Here is a 19,430-nt window from a genome sequence, read left to right as displayed (position 1 = left end):
AGCGGCGTCAGAGGCTTGGCGGCGCATCGACGCCCAGCCTGATCCGCGCGGTAAGCGGCAGGTGGTCCGAAGCGATACGGGACAGCGGTGTCTGATGCGCATGCAGATCAATGAGTTCCGCGTTCTGGCAGGTGTAGATCCGGTCAAGCGGAAGGAAGGGCCGTCGCGCGGGGTAGGTCGGCACGCTCCGCCCGTCGCCGCCCAGATTGCGCAGCGGTGCCAACGCGCCGAAAGGCGCCCGCCGCCATTCGTTCAGATCCCCCATGAGGACCGTGGGCCGACCCTCCGCTTCATCCTGCAACCGGCTCAGAAGCTGGGTCTGGAGCAGACGGGAGGAGCGCAGCAGCCCCAGATGCGCGGCGATCAGCCGGAGCGGCTGGCCATTCAGCCGGGCATCCACCATGACCGCCCCCCGCGGCTCCAGCCCCGGCAGGTGCACGGGACGGACATCCTCCAACTCCGCGTTCCGCATGAGGACGAGATTGCCGTGCCAGCCATGCGCCGCGCGCCCCAGCCGGTCGGTAAGCGGAATGGGCTCCAGCCCCGTGCGCTCGCGGATTTCCCCCAGATCGAGCACCCCCGTCCGCGCGCCGAAGCGGCGGTCCGCCTCCTGCAGCGCGATGGCATCCGGCGCGATCTCTGCGATCACCCGCGCGGTGCGGGAGGGATCCCGCTTCATGTCCAGCCCCACGCCCTTGTGGACGTTGTAGGAGGCGAACAGCAGCGGATCGGGCTTCACCGCAGAGGATGCGGTCTCCGGCGCATGGGGCTTCGGCACAGGTGGCTTTGACATAGCGGGCTTCGGCTCAGCGGGCTTCAAACCGGGGTTCAGCTCGGGCTTCAACTGGGGCTTCGGCTGGGCCGGAGGGGGAGGGGTGTCGTGATCCATCCGCAAGATGTGGTGCGGGAGCGGGCCTCTGGCAAGCGGCATCTGCGCGGCTCGCGGCTGGCGAAGCCGGGGCGGATCGGTTAAGCGGCGACAACGCCATCAGCGAAGGTGCCCCGGATGCATGTCGCCACTCTACTTGTCTCTCCCGAACGGGGCGGATTGACCGCCGGAATCGTGGATGCTCTCACCCGGGATTGGGGCGGAGGAGACACGCGCTGGCTCGCCCCGGCCATCGCGGCGGAATTCGATCTTGCGGGCAGGCCCGCCGATCTCTGGACGCGGTGGGAGCTGTTGCAGGCACAGGGGGTCGATCTCGTTGTGCAGCCAGCGGCGGGGCGGCGCAAGCGCATGCTGCTGGCCGACATGGACTCCACGATGATCCAGCAGGAGTGCATCGACGAGCTGGCCGATGAGGCCGGTGTCGGTCCTCGCGTGGCCGAGATCACCCGCCGCGCCATGAACGGAGAGCTGGATTTCGAGGGCGCGCTGCGGGAGCGGGTCGGTCTTCTGAAGGGGCTTCCCGTCTCCGTCATCGGCAAGGTGCTGGCGGAGCGGATCACCTATACCCCCGGCGGTCGGGAGCTGATCGCCACGATGCACGCGAATGGCGGCCATGCCGTGCTCGTCTCGGGCGGGTTCACCTCCTTCACCAAGCCGGTGGCGGCGCATCTCGGGTTTGACGAAAACCGGGCGAATACCCTGCTGTCGGCGGAGGGTGCGCTGACGGGAGAGGTGGCGGAGCCGATCCTCGGCCGTGCCGCCAAGGTCGCGGCGCTGGAGGAGATTTCCGCCCGTCTCGGCATCGCGGAGACGGATGTCATCGCCGTCGGCGACGGGGCGAACGACCTTGGAATGCTGGAGCGGGCGGGCACCGGCGTCGCACTCCATGCGAAGCCCGCCGTGGCCGCTCAATGCGACGTGCGGGTGAATTTCGGCGATCTCACCGCGCTGCTCTACATTCAGGGCTATGCGCGCGAGGAGTTCGCTGCCTGACAGGCGGGGGACCGGTTGCGCCTCGCCGGCCGGGCGCTCCCGGCCGAGCCCGAGGATCAGGCGGGAAATCCGGGCGCGGCGGTGACGATACCCGTCTCAAGTCCGCGCCAGTTGCTCTGGATGGCATTCAGCCGCTTCCGCGCGGCGGGATGTTCGCCGTCCAGCACCCCCAGATGCACAAGGAGGGCGGTGATCGCCGCTTCCGAGCCGCGCGTGCCGCCATCCACGACCTTCAGCGCCACGCCAAGCCGCTGCTCCGGCAGAATCGCGACGAAGACGGCCTCCGCCCCGGTCTTGATCGCGACGCGTCCGCCCATCGCACGCATCAGTTCCGTGCAGGCGCGGCCCTCTCCGGCGACCAGTTCCGGGTGCGCGGCCATGGCCCGGTGCAGACGCGCCGCCGCCCGTTCCCGCAGCGACCCTTCCGGGTTGGCACCCGCGAAGAAGGCCATCGCGCGGGCAAGGCCGGTGACGGTGGTGGCGAAGTTCGGCGCGGAGCAGCCGTCGATCCCGTAGCCGGGAGAGGAAAGGCCCGTCGTCGCCTCGAACGCCTCCTTCACCGCCTGCTGAACGGGGTGATCCGGCTCAACATACTCCGGCCCGCCGCCAAGATGCCTGTTGAGGGTCAGGAACCCCGAATGCTTGCCCGAGCAGTTGTTGTGGATCTGGCAGGGCTGCCTCTCCGCGCGGATCAGGCCGTTCCGGGCCGTCTCATCCCCCGGCATGTGGCATCCGCAGCGCAGGTCCTCCTCCCGCAGTCCGAGCGCGGCGAGCCACGTCTCCACCATGTCGGTATGGAGCCGCGCGCCGCTGTGGCTTGCGCAGGCAAGCGCCAACTGCGCCTCCGTCAATCCGGCGGCCTCTGCGGCTCCGCTTTCGAGAAGCGGCAGCGCCTGAATCATCTTGCAGGAGGAGCGGGGATAGATGAGCGTCTCCGGCTCTCCCCAGCTTGCGATGACGCCATCCTCCGCATGGACGATCACCGCATGGCCGACATGCCGGCTTTCCAGCCTTCCGCCCCGCCAAAGTTCCGCCATGGGAATCGCGTCTGTCATGTTGCCTCTCACAGAAATGCGAACTTTGTCCGACGGGGGTTTCGTCCGGCGACGGCTTTGCGCTAAGAACTAAGCACTTGAAACAGCGTCCGCCACACCAAAAGACCGCGAAAAGCGGTGGCAGGCGGGGGACAGAGGCAGAGAGACGGAGGCTGTGAGCCAATGACACCACGCATCCTGTGCGCCATCGCCGGCATGACCGCAGTCATGGGACTGGCCACGGCCGCATCGGCGCAACAGACGACTGCCTCCGGGCAGAAGGACGACTGGAGCTATTTCGCATCGCAAAGCCCGAAGGAATGCTGGGCGGTGACGAGCCCGAAATCCTCCACCGCCTCGCGCGATGGCAAGCGGGCAGAGGTCTCGCGGGGGGATATCCGGCTCTATATCACCTATCGCGGCGGTCAGCCGGAGGTCTCCTTCGCGGGCGGCTATCCCTTCGCCGCGAATTCCACGGTTTCGGTGGATGTGGGCGGCTCCAAGTTCGAGATGTTCACGGATGGCGACTGGGCCTGGCCCGGCACTCCCGCTGATGACCAGCGTCTCGTCGCCGCGCTCAGGGGCGGGGCCGAAGCGGTGATCACGGGGCATTCGCAGCGGGGAACGGATACACGTGACGTATTCTCGCTGAAAGGCGTGACGGCGGCGGTTGACGAGGCGGCGAAGCTCTGCCGCTGAGGCTGATTGCCGTCAAAATCCGGTAACAATGCGCGGGGTAGTTTCGCTTTCCCGCAAGATGGGCTATATGGATGGCCTGCCCAGAAGCCGGATAGTCGAAATGAACGCCCCCGACAGACCCGTTGTCACGCCCGCTGCTCCCGATCCGGCGCCGCAAACCGGCGCTTCCGCTCCCATCACGCAGGACGTGCTGACCATTCCGCGCAAGCTGCCGGAGACGGGGCGGACGAACCTTGTCGGCCTGACACGCGAGCAGCTTCGCGATGCCCTGATCGCCGCCGGCACCCCGGAGGGGCAGGCAAAGATGCGCGTCGGTCAGGTCTGGCAGTGGATCTACCAAAAGGGCGTGCGCGATTTCGCGGCGATGACCAATCTCGCCAAGGATTACCGGGCGCTTCTGGCAGAGAACTTCACCGTCGATGTCCCGGAGCTTGTCTCCCGGCAGATCTCGGCGGATGGCACGCGGAAATACCTTGTCCGCATCGCGGGCGGGCATGAGGTGGAGACGGTTTACATCCCGGAGGAGGGGCGCGGCACGCTTTGCGTCTCCTCGCAGGTGGGCTGTACGCTGACCTGCACCTTCTGCCACACCGGTACGCAGAAACTCGTTCGCAACCTGACCCCGGGGGAGATCGTGGGGCAGGTTCTGCTTGCACGGGACGATCTGGGGGAATGGCCTGCGCCCGGACGTGCCCCGAAGGATGAGACGCGGCTGCTCTCCAACATCGTGCTGATGGGCATGGGCGAGCCGCTCTACAATTTCGATGCCGTGCGTGACGCCATGAAGATCGCCATGGACCCCGAGGGCATTTCGCTCTCCCGCCGCCGGATCACGCTTTCGACCTCCGGCGTCGTGCCCATGATCGCCCGCACGGCGGAGGAGATCGGCTGTCAACTCGCCATTTCCTTCCACGCCACCACGGATGAGGTGCGCGACAAACTGGTGCCGATCAACAAGAAATGGCCGCTGAAGGAGTTGCTGGAGGCGCTTCGGACCTATCCTAAGCTGTCCAATTCCGAGCGGATCACCTTTGAATACGTCATGCTGAAAGGCGTGAACGACAGCGACGACGACGCGCGCCGGCTGGTTAAGCTGATCCGTGGCATACCGGCCAAGATCAACCTGATCCCCTTCAACGAATGGCCGGGGGCCCCTTACCAGCGGTCCGACTGGGAGCGGATCGAGAGCTTTGCCGAGATCGTCTATCGTGCGGGCTATGCCTCTCCCATCCGCACGCCGCGGGGCGAGGACATCATGGCCGCCTGCGGCCAGCTCAAATCCGCGACCGAGCGGGCCCGGAAAAGCCGGGCGGAGATCGCGGCCGAAACCGCGCGCTGAGCCGGGCTATCCAAGCAGCAGATCGCGGAGCACGACCGCTTCGTTGTGCTCCGTATCCCGCGCGCCGTAGAGAAGGGTGACGACCTCCCCCTCCGCCTCCGCCTCCGTGCGAAGCTGGTTCAAGGCCGTGTCCTGTGCCTTCAACTCCTCCAGATAGCGCGCCCGGAATTCCGGCCATTTCGCCGGATCATGGGCGAACCACCGGCGAAGCCCGTCACTCGGCGCGAGGTCTTTGCGCCAGTCGTCGAGCGCCGCCCGCTCCCGCGTCATGCCGCGTGGCCAGAGCCGGTCCACCAGGATGCGCTTCCCGTCGGCGGGATCGGGCGGATCATAGACCCGTTTCAGGCGGAGATGGCTGGCGAGGGATGGCATGGCGGCTCCCGCTCCTTCCACCTTGTCACATGCCGCACAATCTCCCATCTCCAAGGCTGGACGCGCGGCTTTCTTGCCGGGAGCGATGGACAGACGCTGCCGGGAGGGATAGTCGTGTGCGCAATGGACGGGGCGGGAGGCCCCGGTCTTCCCCCGTGACGAGGCACCCGATGGCCAGCCTGAACGATATCCGATCGACCTATCTCGACTTCTTCCGCCGCAACGGACATGCGGTCGTGGAAAGCTCTCCGCTCGTTCCGCGGAACGACCCGACGCTGATGTTCACGAACTCCGGCATGGTGCAGTTCAAGAACGTGTTCACCGGTGTGGAGCATCGCGATTACACCCGCGCCACCACCGCGCAGAAATGCGTCCGCGCGGGCGGCAAGCACAACGACCTCGACAACGTGGGCTATACCGCGCGGCACCACACATTCTTCGAGATGCTGGGCAACTTCTCCTTCGGGGATTACTTCAAGGAGCAGGCGATCCCCTTCGCGTGGGAACTGCTGACGAAGGATTTCGGCATCGACGGCAAGCGTCTGCTGGTCACGGTCTATCACACGGACGACGAGGCGGCGGCGATCTGGAAGAAGGTCGCGGGACTGCCGGACGAGCGGATCATCCGCATCCCGACCGATGACAACTTCTGGCGCATGGGGCCGACCGGCCCCTGCGGCCCCTGCACGGAGATCTTCTTCGATCACGGCGAGCATATCCCCGGCGGCCCGCCCGGCAGCCCGGATGAGGACGGCGACCGGTTCATCGAGATCTGGAACAACGTCTTCATGCAGTACGAGCAGTTCGCCGACGGCACGATGCGCGATCTGGAGTCGCAGTCCATCGACACCGGCATGGGGCTGGAGCGGATCGGCGCGCTGCTTCAGGGCAAGCACGACAACTACGACACCGACCTGATGCGCCATCTGATCGAGGCGTCGGCGCATGCGTCCTCCACCGATCCCGACGGGCCGGGCAAGATCCACCACCGGGTCATCGCGGACCATCTGCGCTCCACCTCCTTCCTGATCGCCGACGGGGTCATGCCCTCGAACGAAGGGCGGGGCTACGTGCTGCGCCGCATCATGCGGCGGGCGATGCGGCATGCGCATCAGCTGGGCGTGGCGGAGCCGCTGATGTACCGCCTCGTGCCCGCGCTGGTGCGCGAGATGGGTGCAGCCTATCCCGAACTGCCGCGCGCGCAGGCGATGATCGAGGAGACGCTGCGGCTGGAGGAAACCCGCTTCCGCCAGACCCTCGACCGCGGCCTTCGGCTGCTCGACGACGAGTTGTCCAGGATCGGTGAGGGCCAGCCGCTGCCGGGCGCCGCGGCCTTCAAGCTTTACGATACCTACGGCTTCCCGCTGGATCTGACGCAGGATGCACTGCGCGAGCAGGGACGGACGGTCGATGTCTCGGGCTTCGATGCCGCCATGGCGGAGCAGAAGGCCAAGGCCCGCGCCTCCTGGGCCGGGTCGGGAGAGACGAAGGACGCCGCGATCTGGTTCGATCTGGCGGAGAAGAACGGCTCCACCGAATTCCTCGGCTACGATACCGAGAAGGCGGAGGGCGAGATACTCTCCCTGGTCCGGGACGGGGCCGAGGTCGGAAAGGCCGGCGTCGGCGAAAGCGTGCAGATCGTGGTGAACCAGACGCCGTTCTATGCGGAATCCGGTGGTCAGGTCGGCGATGCCGGTCTGCTCAAGACCGATACCGGCGCCGCCCGCGTCACGGATACGAAGAAATCGCAGGGCGTCTATATCCATATCGCGGAAGTCACGCTGGGCGAAATCGTGGCCGGGCAGGGTGCGGAACTGAGCGTCGATCACAACCGGCGGCAGGCGATCCGGGCCAACCATTCGGCCACGCACCTGCTGAACGAGGCGCTGCGCCGGACGCTGGGAGATCACGTCGCGCAGCGCGGCTCGCTCAACGCCGATGACCGGCTGCGCTTCGACTTCTCCCATGGCAAGGGCCTGACGGCGGAGGAGCTGAAACAGGTCGAGCATGAGGTGAACCACCACATCCGCCAGAACGGCGCGGTGGAGACCCGCGTGATGACGCCGGATGAGGCGCGCGGCCTCGGCGCGCAGGCGCTTTTCGGCGAGAAATACGGCGATGAGGTGCGCGTCGTCTCCATGGGTCTGCTCGACGGTTCCGGCAAAGGGGCAGACGGCAAGACCTACTCGCTGGAGCTTTGCGGCGGAACACATGTGGGGCGGCTGGGCGAGATCGGCCTGTTCGTCCTGCTGTCGGACAGCGCCTCCTCGGCCGGTGTGCGGCGGATCGAAGCGCTGACGGGGGAGGCCGCCCTGGCCTACCTCGAAGAGCAGGTCGGCCGTCTGGGCGAGGTCGCCTCCGTTCTGAAGGCCGGGCCGGGTGAGGTCGTCGATCGCGTGAAGGCGCTGGTCGATGAGCGTCGCGCGCTTCAGAACGAAGTGGCGCAGTTGCGCCGCGAACTGGCGATGGGCGGCGGCGCACAGGGCGGCGCGGATGCCAAGGACATCGGTGGCGTCAAGTTTCTGGCGCAGGTCGTTTCCGGTGTTTCCGGCAAGGATCTGCCCGCGCTGATCGACGAGATGAAGGCCCGTGTCGGTTCTGGTGCGGTGCTGCTGGTGGCCGATACGGGCGGCAAGGCGGCCGTGGCCGCTGGCGTGACAGCCGATCTGACGGCGCGCCTGTCGGCGGTCGATCTGGTGAAGGCGGCGGCGCAGGCGCTTGGTGGCAAGGGCGGCGGCGGCCGACCGGACATGGCACAGGCCGGGGGCGCGGATGCGTCCAAGGCGGAAGAGGCGATCCGCGCTGCGGAAGCTGTTATTGCGGGGTAAGGAATGAGCGCTCTCTGGATAGCCCATGTCGAAGTGACGGACGCGGAGGCCTATGGCAAATACGCCAAGCTCGCCGGTCCCGCGCTGGCGAAGTTCGGCGGCGTGTTCCTCGCCCGCGGCGGACGCTATGTTCAGCTCGAAGGCAATGAGCGGACGCGGAATGTCGTGGCCCGCTTCCCCTCGGTGGAAGCCGCGGTGGAGGCCTACAACAGCCCCGACTATCAGGAGGCCCTGTCGCACGCGAAAGGCGCCTCCATCCGCGATCTCGTGGTGGTCGAAGAAACCGCCTGATCTTTGCGAGACACACTTCAGACGCCTCCTTCGGGGGGCGTTTTGCGTTTAGAAGGGGGGAAGTGCAGGCTTCCACGGGACCGGAACTTTCTTAAAGAAAATCAATATGATGGGTTTTGCCGCACATTGCCGCAAAACCATGAACATTTTCAGAACATCGCGGGCAACTGTAAAGCGCAGGATCGCCGCGCTGAAATGAAGAACCCCGGTGCGCTGGCGGGCGCAACCGGGGCAAATAACAAAGCAGATCAGCTTCGACCGAAAGCCTACAAGAAGCCGAATCGCAGCGCAATGGCCCGCTACGCGCAGGACCGTCACAAGCGCGCCGCCCGCATCCTCGGCTATGCGCTGACTGCCGATGCCCCGGATGTCTGGGGGCAGGCATCGGTCATCTTCTCCGCGCGGCTCACCGAAATGGAACTGGCCTCGCTCGCCTTCGCGGCGCTCCGCGCGCTCGATGAGGGCGCGCGGGAGCTTGTGTGCGAAGCTGCTGCTGTCGGGGGCCGCGCATGAGCCGCGACGACGACGACCGCATCAAAGACGTGCGCAACATCATGTCGAACCCGGAAACCGTCTTTTCGAACACCGAGTTCGAAGCGAGGCGACAGCAGCGCGTTTCCGAGCAGGCGTCGCCGCAGGACGGCCGGAGCCGGTTCTTTGTGGCATCCAATCTCGACGGCAAGGATGTTCCGCCGCGTCATTGGTTGGTGGACGCCCTGATCCCGTCCGGCACCGTGACGCTCCTGTCGGGTGACGGCGGCACCGGCAAGTCGCTGATCGCCCTGCAACTGGCCGCTGCCTGCGTCATGGGGAAGCCTTGGCTGGGGCGGGAAATCACGCATGGCCCGGCGCTGTTCATTTCCGCCGAGGACGACGAGGACGAACTGCACCGCCGTCTGTCCGATGTGGTCGAGGCGGAGGACGCAGACCTTGCTGCCCTGGACCGTCTCGCCCTGCGCAGCCTTGCGGGCGAGGACGCGCTGCTGACGGCGCTGGACGCGCGCACGGGCATCCAGCGCGCTACCCAACTCTTCCGGGAGATCGAGGCCTACATCGCCGACCTTCGGCCGGTGTTGGTGGTGCTGGACACGCTGGCCGACCTGTTCCCGGGCAACGAGAACGATCGGTCCCAGGCACGGCAGTTCATCGGGCTCCTGCGCGGGCTGGCGATCCGGCATGAATGCGCGGTGGTGGTACTCGCGCATCCGTCGCTGTCCGGCCTTCAGAGCGGCTCCGGCACGTCTGGCAGCACCGGATGGAATAACTCCGTCCGGTCCCGCCTGTACCTGCACCGCGTCTTCCAGGGCGACGACGAGCTGAACCCCGATGCGCGGGTGCTGGAGACCATGAAGTCGAACTACGGCCCCACAGGCGCGGAAATCGCCCTGACGTGGCGAGACGGCGTGTTCGTGGCCGAGGCGCAGGAAACCGGACTGGACCGCGCCGCCAGACGCAGCAAGACCACGCGCAAGTTCATGGAGCTGCTGCGCTTGCTTCATCAGCAGGGCCGGGATGTGAACAGCCGGAGCGGCCCGAACTATGCCCCAACCGTATTCGAGGGCCATCCCCAAGCTGAGGGCATCACCAAGCGCGCTTTCCGCGATGCCATGGAAATCCTGTTCTCCCAAGGGGCGATCCGCAACGTCCAAATCATGCGCGATAGGAAGCCGACCACCGTTATCCAGGAGGCAGAATGATGGGTGCGAAACTCCCCGCGATCTCCCCGCGATCTCAAAAAACCGGCTGCGATCTCCCCGCGATCTCCCCGTGCGGTTCCCCGCGATCTCCCCGCGATCTCGGGTGCGAAACTCCCTCCCTTCCTAAAGGAAGGGAATATAGCGTGCCGCCCTCGGACGGCCGGCACAAGCCTACTCTGGTCTCCGCCCATATCGAGGCGCTGGCGGATCGGGTGTTACGTCTGATGGTCTCGCACCGTGATCCGGAACAGTTCTTCGTCGAGCGCAGCTCCATTGCTGGTGAAATGCGCCGGTTGGCGCGGGCGGTGCGCTGATGGCGAACTGGCCCTACAACACGTCGAAGTGGACCAAGCTGCGGCTGGCCAAGCTGAGCCTGCATCCTCTCTGCGAAATCTGCGAGCGGCGTGGCTTGGTGGTTCCGGCCGAGGCTGTCGACCACTTCACCCCGATCCGGCAGGGTGGTGCGCCGTTTCCCGAGCTGCCCGGGCTGCTCTCGCTGTGCGTCCGGTGCCACAACGAGAAGACCGCGAGCTTCGATCGGCAACATGGCCCGGCCTTCCGTCGCCGGTTCAAAGGCTTCGATACCGACGGCAATCCGGTCGATCCGTTCGACGCGTGGCACGGGGAGGGGGCCGCTCAAGGACGGGAAAGCCTTGCAGCCCGCACCGACGTCGAAGTGTCGCGCAGATTTAAAAATGAAAACTGAGGGTTAGCGATGGGATTGCGCGGAAAAGGGGCCAAGCCGAAGCACCTCGAAGTGGTTTCCACCGGTCAGGGCAGCCTCTTCACGCCGGAGGAAGGCCGGCCGATGCGCCGGCAACTGCCGTGGGAGGTGCCCGGCATGTCGCGCATCGGGCGCGTCGTGGCGTTTCTGGAGGATCTGCCGATCACGCAGGGCTCCCTTGCCGGTTCCAAGCTCCAGGTGCGCCCTTTCCAGCGCCGGTTCCTCGAAGCCGTCTATGCCGAGGATGAGGACGGCACCCGGCCGGTGCGCACCGCCGTGCTGTCGATGCCCCGGAAGAACGGCAAGACGCAACTGGTCGCCGGTCTCGCTCTCTGCCACCTCCTCGGCCCGGAGTCGGAGAGCCGGGGCGAGGTCTATGCCGCCGCCAACGACCGCTTCCAGTCGGGCAAGACGTTCAACGAGATCATCGCGATCCTCGACGCGCATCCCGAACTCGACGCCCGCGTGAACGTCACCAAGTTCCGCAAGGAGATCGAGGTGCTGACCGGCCAGGGCAAGGGCTCCATCTTCGCCGCACTCTCCGCCGATGTGGCGGGCAAGCACGGCCTCTCGCCCTCCTTCATCGTCTATGACGAACTCGGCCAGGCCCCGAAGCGCGACCTCTACGAGGCGCTCGACACCGCCATGGGCGCGCGGGACAATCCGCTGATGTGCGTCATCTCCACCCAGGCGGCCGACGATCACGCCATCATGTCGGAGCTGGTGGACTACGGCCAGAAGGTGAACGCCGGCGAGCTGGACGATCCCGCCTTCCACCTGACCTTCTATGGCGCGGCCGACGCGGACGATCCGTGGCACCCCGACACCTGGGCGAAGGCGAACCCGGCGCTTGGCGACTTCCGCAGCCTGTCGGACGTGAAGCGCCAGGCGGCGCAGGCGCAACGCATGCCCTCGGCCGAGCATAGCTTCCGCAACCTGATCCTGAACCAGCGGGTGAGTGCGCATGTCCGCTTCATCGCCAAGGCGGAATGGGATGCCAACGGCGGCGCGCTGCGGGCGGACCTCGCCGGGCGCACCTGCTACGGCGGGCTCGACCTCTCCGCCTCCCGTGACCTCACAGCCTTCGTGCTGGTGTTCCCGGATGAGGCGGGCGGCTTCGACGTGCTCTGTCGCTTCTACCTGCCCGAGGCGGGCCTGCGGGACAAATCCGAGGCCGACCGGGTGCCCTATGACGTCTGGGCGCGGCAAGGCATCCTCACAGCCATTCCAGGGGCCACTGTGGACCCGTCCTTCGTCGCCCAGGACATTGCCGAGGCGGCGGCCGAGTTCGGCCTCCAGGGCCTCGCCTATGACCGCTGGCGCATCGAGGATCTGAAACGGGAACTCAACGCCCTCGGGGCGGAGTTGCCGCTGGCCGAGTTCGGCCAGGGCTTCAAGGACATGGCCTCGGCCATCGACCTCATGGAACGGCTGGTAGCCGAAGGGCGGCTCCGCCACGCCGGCAACCCGATCCTGACCATGTGCGCCGCGAACGCCGTCATCGAGCGGGACGCGGCGGGCAATAGGAAACTGGCCAAGCACAAGAGCACGGGCCGGATCGACGGGTTGGTGGCTCTCGCAATGGCGTTGGCGGTGTCAGGCCGAGTGGAGCCGGAGGCGCTTCCGGCCTGTCTGGCGGAGCTGATGGCGATCCGGTAAATATCTATTGACAGGCGTCAATATAACATCGCATTAGACGCCTGCGTTAAGTACGCATTATCGTAATAGTATGAAATTTAAGGATTATAATGGCTAAAATAACAGTAAAACAACTTGAAGAAAAAATACTTGATTTAGAGGAGATAGTGTTGGTTATTCGAGCTGCGGGGAAAACGCAGGTCGAAGACTACGAGTTCGAAAGAAAATCCTCAAAAGAGAGTAGTGTGTCAGACTGGATCGAGGGGCGCCTCAAGAAGTCCATCAACGACCTGGAGTTCCAGATTGTGAGCGGCGATGGAACAAAACCCCATGGAAGAACGAAGCTTAAAAAGCTTCGCGAGAGTTACAGTCACTAATCAAGTGTAGCACAAATGCCGCCCCTTAGGGCGGCATTTGTTTTTTCTAACGTTTTAATCTCAGTCCAGCCCCGCCACCGTTCTCGGGGATGAACTCAATGCCTGCGGCTTCGAGGGCGTCGCGGATTGCTTCGATCGTTGAGGTACGTGGCGACCGATCACCCTTCTCGAAGTCTATTACGGTGGCCCGCGCGACACCGGAGAGCGTTGATAGCTCCGATTGTTCCATACCGAGAAGGGCGCGGGCAGCGCGGCACTGTGCTGGTGTCATATCATTTCTTACTTGAAGTCAGATTTTAAGTCTGACATGGTGTCAGACACTAGCACATCTAATCCGATTAACAACGGAGCCTAGAATGCCGAACGTCATTTCGGCAGCCGTCCCCGGCTTGCCTTCTGCCACCCTCGCCGAGATCCACGACCTGCTGACCCTCGCGCTCGACGCGACGGAGAAGGAATTCGGCTACACCGACACCGAACGCGAGGCCCGCAGCTACACCCGCCGCGCCCGCGCCCGGATCACACGGCTGATCGACGCCAGGGCCGAGGAGGGCGCGCTGTGAACCGCCGCGACGTTCTGCGCGGTGTTGCCGCGTCTCCGCTGGCCGCGCTTCCCCTGTCGGCGCATGGCGCTGATCCGCACCAGACGTGGCTCGAAGAGTGGCGCGCGACCGAACAGGCGTGGGTCGACGCTGGCGAAGATACCCCGGAAGCCGACGCGATATGGGCGCGGCGCAGCGAACTGGATGCCCTGATCGCCACCACGCCCGCCACCTCGCTTGCCGGTGCAGCCGCACAATTGTCGTGGGTGATGGAGGATGCGCAGGGGCAGTGGGGCTACGTGGGTCACTGCAACGCCGTGGGTTCGGCCAAGGCGCTGCTTCAGCGGTTCACGCACTGATCATGCGTCTAACGCTCAAATGGAATTGACTAACTTTCCATGAGAGTGTTAGTCATATCGCATGAAACCCGGTCCCTTTGTCAGCCTTGTTGCCTTGCTCGGACGCCTGGACGAGAAAACGCTCGCCGTTCATGCGCGGGCGTTGCGCGACGCGGGCATTCTGGAAAAGGGTGGTCGCGGCCGCAGCGGCCTCGAAGTCGATCATGTCTATCTCGCAAAGCTGCTGATCTCGCGGATGGGCACCGCCAGTCCCGCCCGCGCGGTAGAGACATACCAACGCTTCGCGGCCATGCAGATGCCCCACGATGCCGGACATTGGCTGATCCAGTCCCGTCTTCCGAACCCTGACCACACGCTTCTCGACCTCATCACCCTTCTTTGTGATCCGGCCGCCCCGCTGTCCCCGAAAACGCCCTTCGAGGTGACCTTTATCGGATCGGCCATGGTCGAAGTCAAAATCGGGAAAGAGACGCTGACCTACATTGACCGGAACGAACTGGAGAAGGGTGCGGCCGAATTCGTTGCCGCCGAGGGCAGCGACGACGAGCTTGCGAAGCTCCGTGTCCAGGCTTTCCTTTCGCCGATGTCCATGCACGGGATCGTTGAGAGCCGAACGTTCAATTCGCAATGGCTCCAGATGTTGAAAGATCTCCTCTTCGTTCACGAGGAGCCACCGAAGCCCGCTTAATCAACGCAGCCGGCCGGGGTGGTCAAAGTTTGGTCGCAGAGCCCACCCCGGCCTTTCACCCTCAAACCCGTGAAAGGAATCAAGAATGTCCTCTCTTAACACGCTGCGCGAGACCCGCGCGAGCAAGGTCGCGGAAATGCGCGGCCTGACGGAGGCCGCGCAAGCGGCCAATCGCGATCTGGACGAAGGCGAGCGCCGCCGCTTCGACGCGTTGGAGACGGAGGTGCGCGGACTGACCTCGCGCATCACCGACGCGGAAAAGCTGGCGGAGTTCGAGCGTTTTGAGGCCACGGCTGAGCACGTGTCTGGCGCCGGTGCGACGCGCGAGTTGCGCAGCTATTCGCTGTCCAAGGCGATCTCGGAATCGATGAATGGTCGGCTGACCGGGCAGGAAGCCGAATGGCACCAGGAGCTGTCGCGCGGGCGGGAAGCCCGGGGGGTGATGATCCCCATCGAGGTGCTCATGGAGCATCGCGCACTCACCACGACTACGCCGGTCGCGGGGCCGGGGGGGAACCTCGTCGGCCGGCAGGTCGGCACGATCACCGATCACCGCCGGCCGGCGCTGGTCACGGAGTGGCTCGGGGCCACGGTGTTGCGTGGCCTGACCGGCAATCTGGACCTGCCGCGTCTGACGGAGAGCGGTACCGCTTCCTGGGTGGCGGAACACGCGCCCGCGACCCGTTCGGATGCCAAGTTCGGCAAGGTCTCGATGGGGCCGAAGACCGTCGCGGCGGAGTACGAGGTGTCCCGCCGGATGCTGCTGCAATCGTCACAGGCGCTGGAACCGATCCTGCGGAACGACCTCTCGCTGCTCCTGCGCGAGAAGCTCGACGCGGCGGCGATCCGGGGCGGGGGTGTCAATGAGCCGGTCGGCATTCTGGCGAACCCATCCGTGCCGACGATCACCGGCGGCCCGATCTCCATCGAAATCACCGCCGACATGATCGGGGCGATGGAGATGGCGAATGTCGACGGGGTGAACGGCTTTCTGACGCATCCGAAGGTGGTAGGGGAGGCACGCAAGATCAAGGATGGTGAAATGCCCCTCGGCGCGGGCCTCGTCTTCCATGACGCACCTGTGGCGATCTCGACGCAGATTCCGACCGATCTCGGAGTGGGCGACGACAAATCGGCGCTGATCTACGGCGCGTGGTCCAACCTCTACATCGGCTACTGGTCGGGGGTGGATATCCTCGTGAACCCCTATCACGCGGACGTGGCCTCAAAGGGCGGGGCGCTGCTACATGCCTTCCTTGATGCCGATGTGGTGGTGCGCCACCCCGAAGGCTTCGTCTGGTCGGAGATCGGCTGATGGAGCGGCGGGCCTTCCCTGCGGAGCTTCGCGCCAGCGGGCGGCGGCTGGAAGGCTACGCCGCCACCTTCGGCACGCCGGCCGAAATCGGCGATGCCTTCACCGAAACCATTGCGCCAGGGGCTTTCCAGGCGTCTCTGGCGGGCACGCGGGACATCCTTGCACTCGTCGATCACGATCCGGGCAAGGTGCTCGGTCGCACCCGTTCCGGCTCTTTGCGCTTGTCCGAAGACGGGCGCGGGCTGGCCTTCTCGCTCGACCTGCCGGACACGCAGGCCGGGCGCGATGTGCTGGCGCTGGCCGAACGCGGCGATCTGGGTGGCATGTCCTTCGGCTTCACGGTGACCGATGAACACCGCGCGGGGAGCCAGAGGGAACTGCGCGCCGTGGATCTCTTCGAGGTTTCGGTAGTCTGCGCATGGCCAGCCTATCCCGGAACCGCGGTGCAAGCTCGCACCAAGCCGCAATCGCGTCCCGCGCTGGCCCATGCCGCGCGGTTGATCCGCATTCTGGAGGCTGGCCAATGACGATCCTCTCCCGCATCCTTGGCCGGGAACGTCGCGCCCAGACGACCGTTGCCACCTCCGATCCCTACCTCGCGGAGTTCCTCGGGCAGGGCGGTCGTTTCGGCGCGGTCGATCCGACCCGCGCCTCGGGCCTGCCCGTCGCGCTGCGCTGCATCACGCTGACCGCCGAACTGATGGCTTCCGTGCCGCTCTTCCTTTACCGCACCAATGACCGGGGCGGCCGGGAGCGGGCGAATGATCATCCGCTCTATGGGGTGCTGCACGACGCGCCCAACGGCGTGCAGACCGCCTTCGACTTCCGCAATACTCTCGTCGTGGACCTGTTGGTCCAAGGCAACGCCTATGCCGAGATCACCCGCAACGGGCGCGGCCAGGTGGCCGCCCTGCGCCGCGTCGATCCGCGCGCCATGTCAGTGGAACGGCTTGCGAACGGCCGTTTGCGCTACAGGGAGAGCGGCGCGCCGGGCAAGATCTTCCTGCAAGACGAGATGCTGCACCTGCGCTGGCGCTTCGGCCACGATGGGATCATGGGCGTCTCCCCGCTGCAGCTCGCCCGCGACGCCTTCGGGCTCGCGATGTCGCAGGCGGATACGGCCGGGACGCAAGCGGAGAAGGGGTTTCGGCCCGAGGGCGTTCTGGCCTTCCCCCAGATGATCACTGGCGCGCAACGGGCCGATCTCCTCGCCGGGCTGCGAGAAAAGATCATTTCCGATGCCAGCACCTCCGGGATCCTCGTGCTGGACGGCGGGATTGAATGGAAGCCGATGGCCTTCAGCTCCAAGGATGCGGAGTTCCTCGAAAGCCGGAAGCTGTCCAATCTCGATATCTGCCGGGTGTTCGGCGTTCCGCCCTCCGCCGCCGGGATTACGGACAATGCGACCTATTCGAACATCGGCGAGGAAAGCCGGGCGCTTGTCCAGCGCTGCCTCGCACCGATGGCGAAGCGGATCGAACAGGCGATGAACATGGCGCTGCTGACCGAGGAGAGCCGGAAGACCTTCTTCGTGGAGCACGACTTGGCGGGGCTGCTGCGCGGCGATCTAGGGGCGCGGTATGAGGCCTACCGCATCGGCCGCGATGGGGGCTGGCTCTCCCCGAACGAAATCCGCCGCCTTGAAAACCTCCCCGAGATCGACGGCGGCGACGAATACCTGTCGCCGCTCAACATGCAGCGCATCGGGCAGCGTGAGGGCAAGCAGTGAGACAGCGCATTGTCAGCGGCACCCGCCCGCCGTCATTCGTATCGAGAACCACCTTGGCGGCGGAATTGGACATTGGCGAAAGCACGGTTGACGATTGGGTGAGGCGTGGACTTCTGCCGAAGCCGATCAAGCGCGGAGGCGCTGTTCGATGGAACTGGGCGGAAGTCTCAGCGTCTCTTGCACCCGAGAAGGCCGCTGAGGCCGATCCTTTCATGACAGGGCTCGATAATGTCCCGTAAGGTTTCACTGCCTCGCCACGTCCACTGCGTCGTGTCGCGGGGGAGGGAGTATTTTTACTATCAGGAGGGGCGGGGCTCGCAGCATGCAGGCGAGCGTATCCGTCTCCCCGATGATCCCAAAACGCCGGAGTTCTGGCAGGCCGTTCGCCAGGCGCAAGGCCTGAGCGGTGCGCCCGTGGCGAACACGATAGCGGCCATAATCGACAGTTACATATTGGCTTGGCCGATGCTGCCCCGGAAGCTCTCCGAAGGGACGCAGGATCAATACCGACGCTACCTCAAGGTGGCGCGCAATGCATGGGGCGATCTGCCGGCGGAAGGCCTACGACCGAAACACGTGCAAGCGCTCATCGAGAAAATCGGCGCCACGCGGCCCGGTGCGGCGAACAATACTCTCGATGCCCTGAAAGCGATGTGCCGATGGGCTATGGGGCCGCGCGAAATGATTGATCGCGATCCGACCTTGGGTGTCCAGCGCTACCAGCAAGGGGAGGGCCACAAGCCCTGGACGCCCGAGCAGCTCGAATGTGCCGAGGAGCACTTCACGGGGCCGCTGCGCAGGGCGTTCTATCTCGCGCGGTACACGGGTCAGCGGGAGAGCGATATTATCCGTCTGAGCCCCAACGACATAGATGAGGGCGGGTTCAGCTTACCCCAGAAGAAGAGCGGCGTTCGTCCCTGGTGCCCGATCTTCCCTGAGCTGGAAGCTGTCATGGCGGACTGGGTCAAGCAGCCGGGCCCCTATCTCTTGCAGGCTACTGGCAGGAATGCTGGCCGGCCGTTCACCACCAACGGCCTCTGGAAGCTCTACGACCGGGAGCGGACGAAACACGCGATTCTTGAGGGTGCCGTGTGGCACGGGCTACGTGCCAACGCCGTGATACGTCTCCGGCAAGCTAATTACACCGCCCTGCAAATCTCCGACATGGTCGGAATGTCGGTCGAAATGGTCGAGCGCTACTGTCGCCATGCAGACAGAAAGAGAGGCGGGCAAGCGGTGCTGAGGGAAATCCGTGAACGTCAGCAAGAAGAAACTGTAAAACGCTGAAAAATCGTAAAGCAAAAAGAAAGGAAAATCAGGTGCTTACGGAGGAAAAATCAAAGTGCAGGCTTCTGTTGCCAGGTGCCTGCGAACCCCGCCTTACAGTGCTACCTGCAAGGACTTAGTTTCGGTACTCGAACTGCTTACGCAGCCAGAGCGACCGGAGCACGGTTGTTGTTGGCAACTGTACTTTTGGACCGGTAACGGTGGTACCTCACCGAGCGAAAGCAATCACCTTTACACGTTCGTCGATCCTGTTTCGGCCCCCTCCGCCCCCAACAAGGGTGTTTGGTGGAGCCGCCGGGTACCGCCCCCGGGTCCGATCCGCTTATTCCGTGCGCGTTTATCGCCATAGTCCGAAGCAAGCCCCGGACAGGGAAGGATATAGACCGCTCCGTGGCTGCGATCAATGGGCGGGGCGACGGGATGCGGGTTTTCTCTTGGAACCTGAATAAAATATCATTGGCCTGGTCATCCGATCCTGCGCGGCGGCCCGCATGATTTCGGGAGGCACACCGGCAATGATGTTTCGCCGCTGGCAAGGATAAAACCTGTTGCGGCATCGCCTTATCTGGTCTCAGTCTCAGTCTCAGTCTCAGTCTCAGTCTCAGTCTCAGTCTCAGTCTCAGTCTCAG

22 protein-coding genes and 1 other RNA gene are annotated in these 19,430 nt (G+C 65.0%); 18 read left to right on the top strand and 5 right to left on the bottom strand.

The window, feature by feature from the left end; translation table 11 throughout:
- Positions 1–7: 7 nt before the first annotated feature.
- Positions 8–793, bottom strand: a complete 786-nt coding sequence (locus RT513_RS00555) for an endonuclease/exonuclease/phosphatase family protein (protein ID WP_143413105.1) — start codon at positions 791–793, stop codon at positions 8–10.
- Positions 794–1,006: 213 nt separating this feature from the next.
- Here RT513_RS00555 and serB point away from each other — a divergent pair, with 213 nt between their 5' ends.
- The gene (gene serB / locus RT513_RS00550; RefSeq protein ID WP_290689442.1) at positions 1,007–1,882 is read left to right on the top strand and encodes a phosphoserine phosphatase SerB; all 876 of its coding nucleotides are present in this window, start codon (positions 1,007–1,009) and stop codon (positions 1,880–1,882) included.
- Between the two features lie 56 nt (positions 1,883–1,938).
- On the opposite strand, the gene RT513_RS00545 is transcribed toward serB, so the two are convergent.
- Positions 1,939–2,937 (bottom strand): asparaginase, encoded by a 999-nt coding sequence (locus tag RT513_RS00545; RefSeq protein ID WP_290689440.1) that lies wholly within the window; start codon positions 2,935–2,937, stop codon positions 1,939–1,941.
- A 162-nt stretch (positions 2,938–3,099) separates the two neighbouring features.
- Between RT513_RS00545 and RT513_RS00540 the strand changes: the two genes are divergently transcribed.
- Both RT513_RS00540 and rlmN read left to right on the top strand, forming a co-directional pair.
- On the top strand, positions 3,100–3,615 hold the full coding sequence (locus RT513_RS00540; protein ID WP_088213807.1) for an invasion associated locus B family protein: 516 nt from the start codon (positions 3,100–3,102) through the stop codon (positions 3,613–3,615).
- Positions 3,616–3,715: 100 nt separating this feature from the next.
- Positions 3,716–4,954 carry a 23S rRNA (adenine(2503)-C(2))-methyltransferase RlmN gene (gene rlmN, locus RT513_RS00535; protein WP_290689434.1) on the top strand — a complete coding sequence of 413 codons (1,239 nt, stop codon included), beginning with the start codon at positions 3,716–3,718 and terminating at the stop codon, positions 4,952–4,954.
- A gap of 6 nt (positions 4,955–4,960) precedes the next feature.
- On the opposite strand, the gene RT513_RS00530 is transcribed toward rlmN, so the two are convergent.
- Positions 4,961–5,326, bottom strand: coding sequence for a DUF488 domain-containing protein (locus tag RT513_RS00530; protein WP_290689432.1), 366 nt, complete (start codon positions 5,324–5,326; stop codon positions 4,961–4,963).
- Positions 5,327–5,496: 170 nt separating this feature from the next.
- Between RT513_RS00530 and alaS the strand changes: the two genes are divergently transcribed.
- From alaS to RT513_RS00490, 8 genes are all read left to right on the top strand, one after another.
- On the top strand, positions 5,497–8,154 hold the full coding sequence (gene alaS / locus RT513_RS00525; protein ID WP_290689430.1) for an alanine--tRNA ligase: 2,658 nt from the start codon (positions 5,497–5,499) through the stop codon (positions 8,152–8,154).
- A 3-nt stretch (positions 8,155–8,157) separates the two neighbouring features.
- Positions 8,158–8,445 carry a DUF1330 domain-containing protein gene (locus tag RT513_RS00520; RefSeq protein WP_290689428.1) on the top strand — a complete coding sequence of 96 codons (288 nt, stop codon included), beginning with the start codon at positions 8,158–8,160 and terminating at the stop codon, positions 8,443–8,445.
- A 3-nt stretch (positions 8,446–8,448) separates the two neighbouring features.
- The gene (locus tag RT513_RS00515) at positions 8,449–8,958 is read left to right on the top strand and encodes a hypothetical protein (protein WP_313533436.1); all 510 of its coding nucleotides are present in this window, start codon (positions 8,449–8,451) and stop codon (positions 8,956–8,958) included.
- Positions 8,955–10,142 (top strand): AAA family ATPase, encoded by a 1,188-nt coding sequence (locus RT513_RS00510; protein WP_290689424.1) that lies wholly within the window; start codon positions 8,955–8,957, stop codon positions 10,140–10,142. Before RT513_RS00515 ends, RT513_RS00510 begins: the two co-directional genes overlap by 4 nt.
- Before the next feature lie 143 nt (positions 10,143–10,285).
- A complete protein-coding gene (locus tag RT513_RS00505; protein ID WP_290689422.1) occupies positions 10,286–10,456 on the top strand; it encodes a hypothetical protein in 171 nt (56 codons plus the stop codon).
- Entirely contained in the window at positions 10,456–10,848 is a 393-nt protein-coding gene (locus tag RT513_RS00500) for an HNH endonuclease (RefSeq protein WP_290689420.1), read from the top strand. The genes RT513_RS00505 and RT513_RS00500 overlap by 1 nt, the downstream gene beginning before the upstream one ends.
- Before the next feature lie 9 nt (positions 10,849–10,857).
- Positions 10,858–12,525: a terminase TerL endonuclease subunit gene (locus RT513_RS00495; protein ID WP_313533435.1), complete on the top strand. Its 1,668-nt coding sequence runs from the start codon at positions 10,858–10,860 to the stop codon at positions 12,523–12,525.
- 89 nt (positions 12,526–12,614) lie between these two features.
- The gene (locus RT513_RS00490; protein ID WP_290689416.1) at positions 12,615–12,881 is read left to right on the top strand and encodes a hypothetical protein; all 267 of its coding nucleotides are present in this window, start codon (positions 12,615–12,617) and stop codon (positions 12,879–12,881) included.
- Positions 12,882–12,927: 46 nt separating this feature from the next.
- On the opposite strand, the gene RT513_RS00485 is transcribed toward RT513_RS00490, so the two are convergent.
- Entirely contained in the window at positions 12,928–13,152 is a 225-nt protein-coding gene (locus RT513_RS00485) for a helix-turn-helix domain-containing protein (protein WP_290689414.1), read from the bottom strand.
- A gap of 85 nt (positions 13,153–13,237) precedes the next feature.
- Here RT513_RS00485 and RT513_RS00480 point away from each other — a divergent pair, with 85 nt between their 5' ends.
- The 7 genes from RT513_RS00480 (at position 13,238) to RT513_RS00450 (ending at position 18,801) form a co-directional block, all read left to right on the top strand.
- Positions 13,238–13,444 carry a hypothetical protein gene (locus RT513_RS00480; RefSeq protein ID WP_290689412.1) on the top strand — a complete coding sequence of 69 codons (207 nt, stop codon included), beginning with the start codon at positions 13,238–13,240 and terminating at the stop codon, positions 13,442–13,444.
- Complete coding sequence (locus tag RT513_RS00475) at positions 13,441–13,782, top strand: hypothetical protein (protein ID WP_290689410.1); 342 nt, start codon at positions 13,441–13,443, stop codon at positions 13,780–13,782. The genes RT513_RS00480 and RT513_RS00475 overlap by 4 nt, the downstream gene beginning before the upstream one ends.
- A gap of 61 nt (positions 13,783–13,843) precedes the next feature.
- Positions 13,844–14,470 (top strand): hypothetical protein, encoded by a 627-nt coding sequence (locus RT513_RS00470; RefSeq protein WP_290689408.1) that lies wholly within the window; start codon positions 13,844–13,846, stop codon positions 14,468–14,470.
- Positions 14,471–14,555: 85 nt separating this feature from the next.
- Positions 14,556–15,785 carry a phage major capsid protein gene (locus RT513_RS00465; protein ID WP_290689406.1) on the top strand — a complete coding sequence of 410 codons (1,230 nt, stop codon included), beginning with the start codon at positions 14,556–14,558 and terminating at the stop codon, positions 15,783–15,785.
- Positions 15,785–16,312 (top strand): HK97 family phage prohead protease, encoded by a 528-nt coding sequence (locus RT513_RS00460; protein WP_290689404.1) that lies wholly within the window; start codon positions 15,785–15,787, stop codon positions 16,310–16,312. Before RT513_RS00465 ends, RT513_RS00460 begins: the two co-directional genes overlap by 1 nt.
- Entirely contained in the window at positions 16,309–17,514 is a 1,206-nt protein-coding gene (locus RT513_RS00455; protein WP_290689402.1) for a phage portal protein, read from the top strand. The genes RT513_RS00460 and RT513_RS00455 overlap by 4 nt, the downstream gene beginning before the upstream one ends.
- Positions 17,515–17,742: 228 nt before the next feature.
- Positions 17,743–18,801: an integrase gene (locus tag RT513_RS00450; protein ID WP_290689400.1), complete on the top strand. Its 1,059-nt coding sequence runs from the start codon at positions 17,743–17,745 to the stop codon at positions 18,799–18,801.
- Between the two features lie 54 nt (positions 18,802–18,855).
- Here the strand turns inward: RT513_RS00450 and ssrA are convergent.
- Positions 18,856–19,209: a transfer-messenger RNA gene (gene ssrA, locus RT513_RS00445) on the bottom strand.
- Between the last annotated feature and the right edge of the window lie 221 nt (positions 19,210–19,430).

This window comes from Haematobacter sp., from assembly GCF_032102465.1.
Classification (GTDB): Bacteria; Pseudomonadota; Alphaproteobacteria; order Rhodobacterales; family Rhodobacteraceae; genus Haematobacter.
Note: the sequence above shows the minus strand (reverse complement) of the source record. Positions and strands in the feature narration are given on the sequence as shown.

What these genes read in the sequence shown, in the direction of transcription:
- RT513_RS00540 (WP_088213807.1), top strand. Translation starts at nt 3,100, where the DNA reads ATGACACCACGCATCCTGTGCGCCATCGCCGGCATGACCGCAGTCATG.
- serB (WP_290689442.1), top strand. Translation starts at nt 1,007, where the DNA reads ATGCATGTCGCCACTCTACTTGTCTCTCCCGAACGGGGCGGATTGACC.
- RT513_RS00555 (WP_143413105.1), bottom strand. Translation starts at nt 793, where the DNA reads ATGTCAAAGCCACCTGTGCCGAAGCCCCATGCGCCGGAGACCGCATCC.
- RT513_RS00500 (WP_290689420.1), top strand. Translation starts at nt 10,456, where the DNA reads ATGGCGAACTGGCCCTACAACACGTCGAAGTGGACCAAGCTGCGGCTG.
- RT513_RS00490 (WP_290689416.1), top strand. Translation starts at nt 12,615, where the DNA reads ATGGCTAAAATAACAGTAAAACAACTTGAAGAAAAAATACTTGATTTA.
- alaS (WP_290689430.1), top strand. Translation starts at nt 5,497, where the DNA reads ATGGCCAGCCTGAACGATATCCGATCGACCTATCTCGACTTCTTCCGC.
- RT513_RS00495 (WP_313533435.1), top strand. Translation starts at nt 10,858, where the DNA reads ATGGGATTGCGCGGAAAAGGGGCCAAGCCGAAGCACCTCGAAGTGGTT.
- RT513_RS00465 (WP_290689406.1), top strand. Translation starts at nt 14,556, where the DNA reads ATGTCCTCTCTTAACACGCTGCGCGAGACCCGCGCGAGCAAGGTCGCG.
- RT513_RS00450 (WP_290689400.1), top strand. Translation starts at nt 17,743, where the DNA reads ATGTCCCGTAAGGTTTCACTGCCTCGCCACGTCCACTGCGTCGTGTCG.
- RT513_RS00480 (WP_290689412.1), top strand. Translation starts at nt 13,238, where the DNA reads ATGCCGAACGTCATTTCGGCAGCCGTCCCCGGCTTGCCTTCTGCCACC.
- RT513_RS00460 (WP_290689404.1), top strand. Translation starts at nt 15,785, where the DNA reads ATGGAGCGGCGGGCCTTCCCTGCGGAGCTTCGCGCCAGCGGGCGGCGG.
- rlmN (WP_290689434.1), top strand. Translation starts at nt 3,716, where the DNA reads ATGAACGCCCCCGACAGACCCGTTGTCACGCCCGCTGCTCCCGATCCG.
- RT513_RS00530 (WP_290689432.1), bottom strand. Translation starts at nt 5,326, where the DNA reads ATGCCATCCCTCGCCAGCCATCTCCGCCTGAAACGGGTCTATGATCCG.
- RT513_RS00520 (WP_290689428.1), top strand. Translation starts at nt 8,158, where the DNA reads ATGAGCGCTCTCTGGATAGCCCATGTCGAAGTGACGGACGCGGAGGCC.
- RT513_RS00455 (WP_290689402.1), top strand. Translation starts at nt 16,309, where the DNA reads ATGACGATCCTCTCCCGCATCCTTGGCCGGGAACGTCGCGCCCAGACG.
- RT513_RS00485 (WP_290689414.1), bottom strand. Translation starts at nt 13,152, where the DNA reads ATGACACCAGCACAGTGCCGCGCTGCCCGCGCCCTTCTCGGTATGGAA.
- RT513_RS00510 (WP_290689424.1), top strand. Translation starts at nt 8,955, where the DNA reads ATGAGCCGCGACGACGACGACCGCATCAAAGACGTGCGCAACATCATG.
- RT513_RS00470 (WP_290689408.1), top strand. Translation starts at nt 13,844, where the DNA reads ATGAAACCCGGTCCCTTTGTCAGCCTTGTTGCCTTGCTCGGACGCCTG.
- RT513_RS00545 (WP_290689440.1), bottom strand. Translation starts at nt 2,937, where the DNA reads ATGACAGACGCGATTCCCATGGCGGAACTTTGGCGGGGCGGAAGGCTG.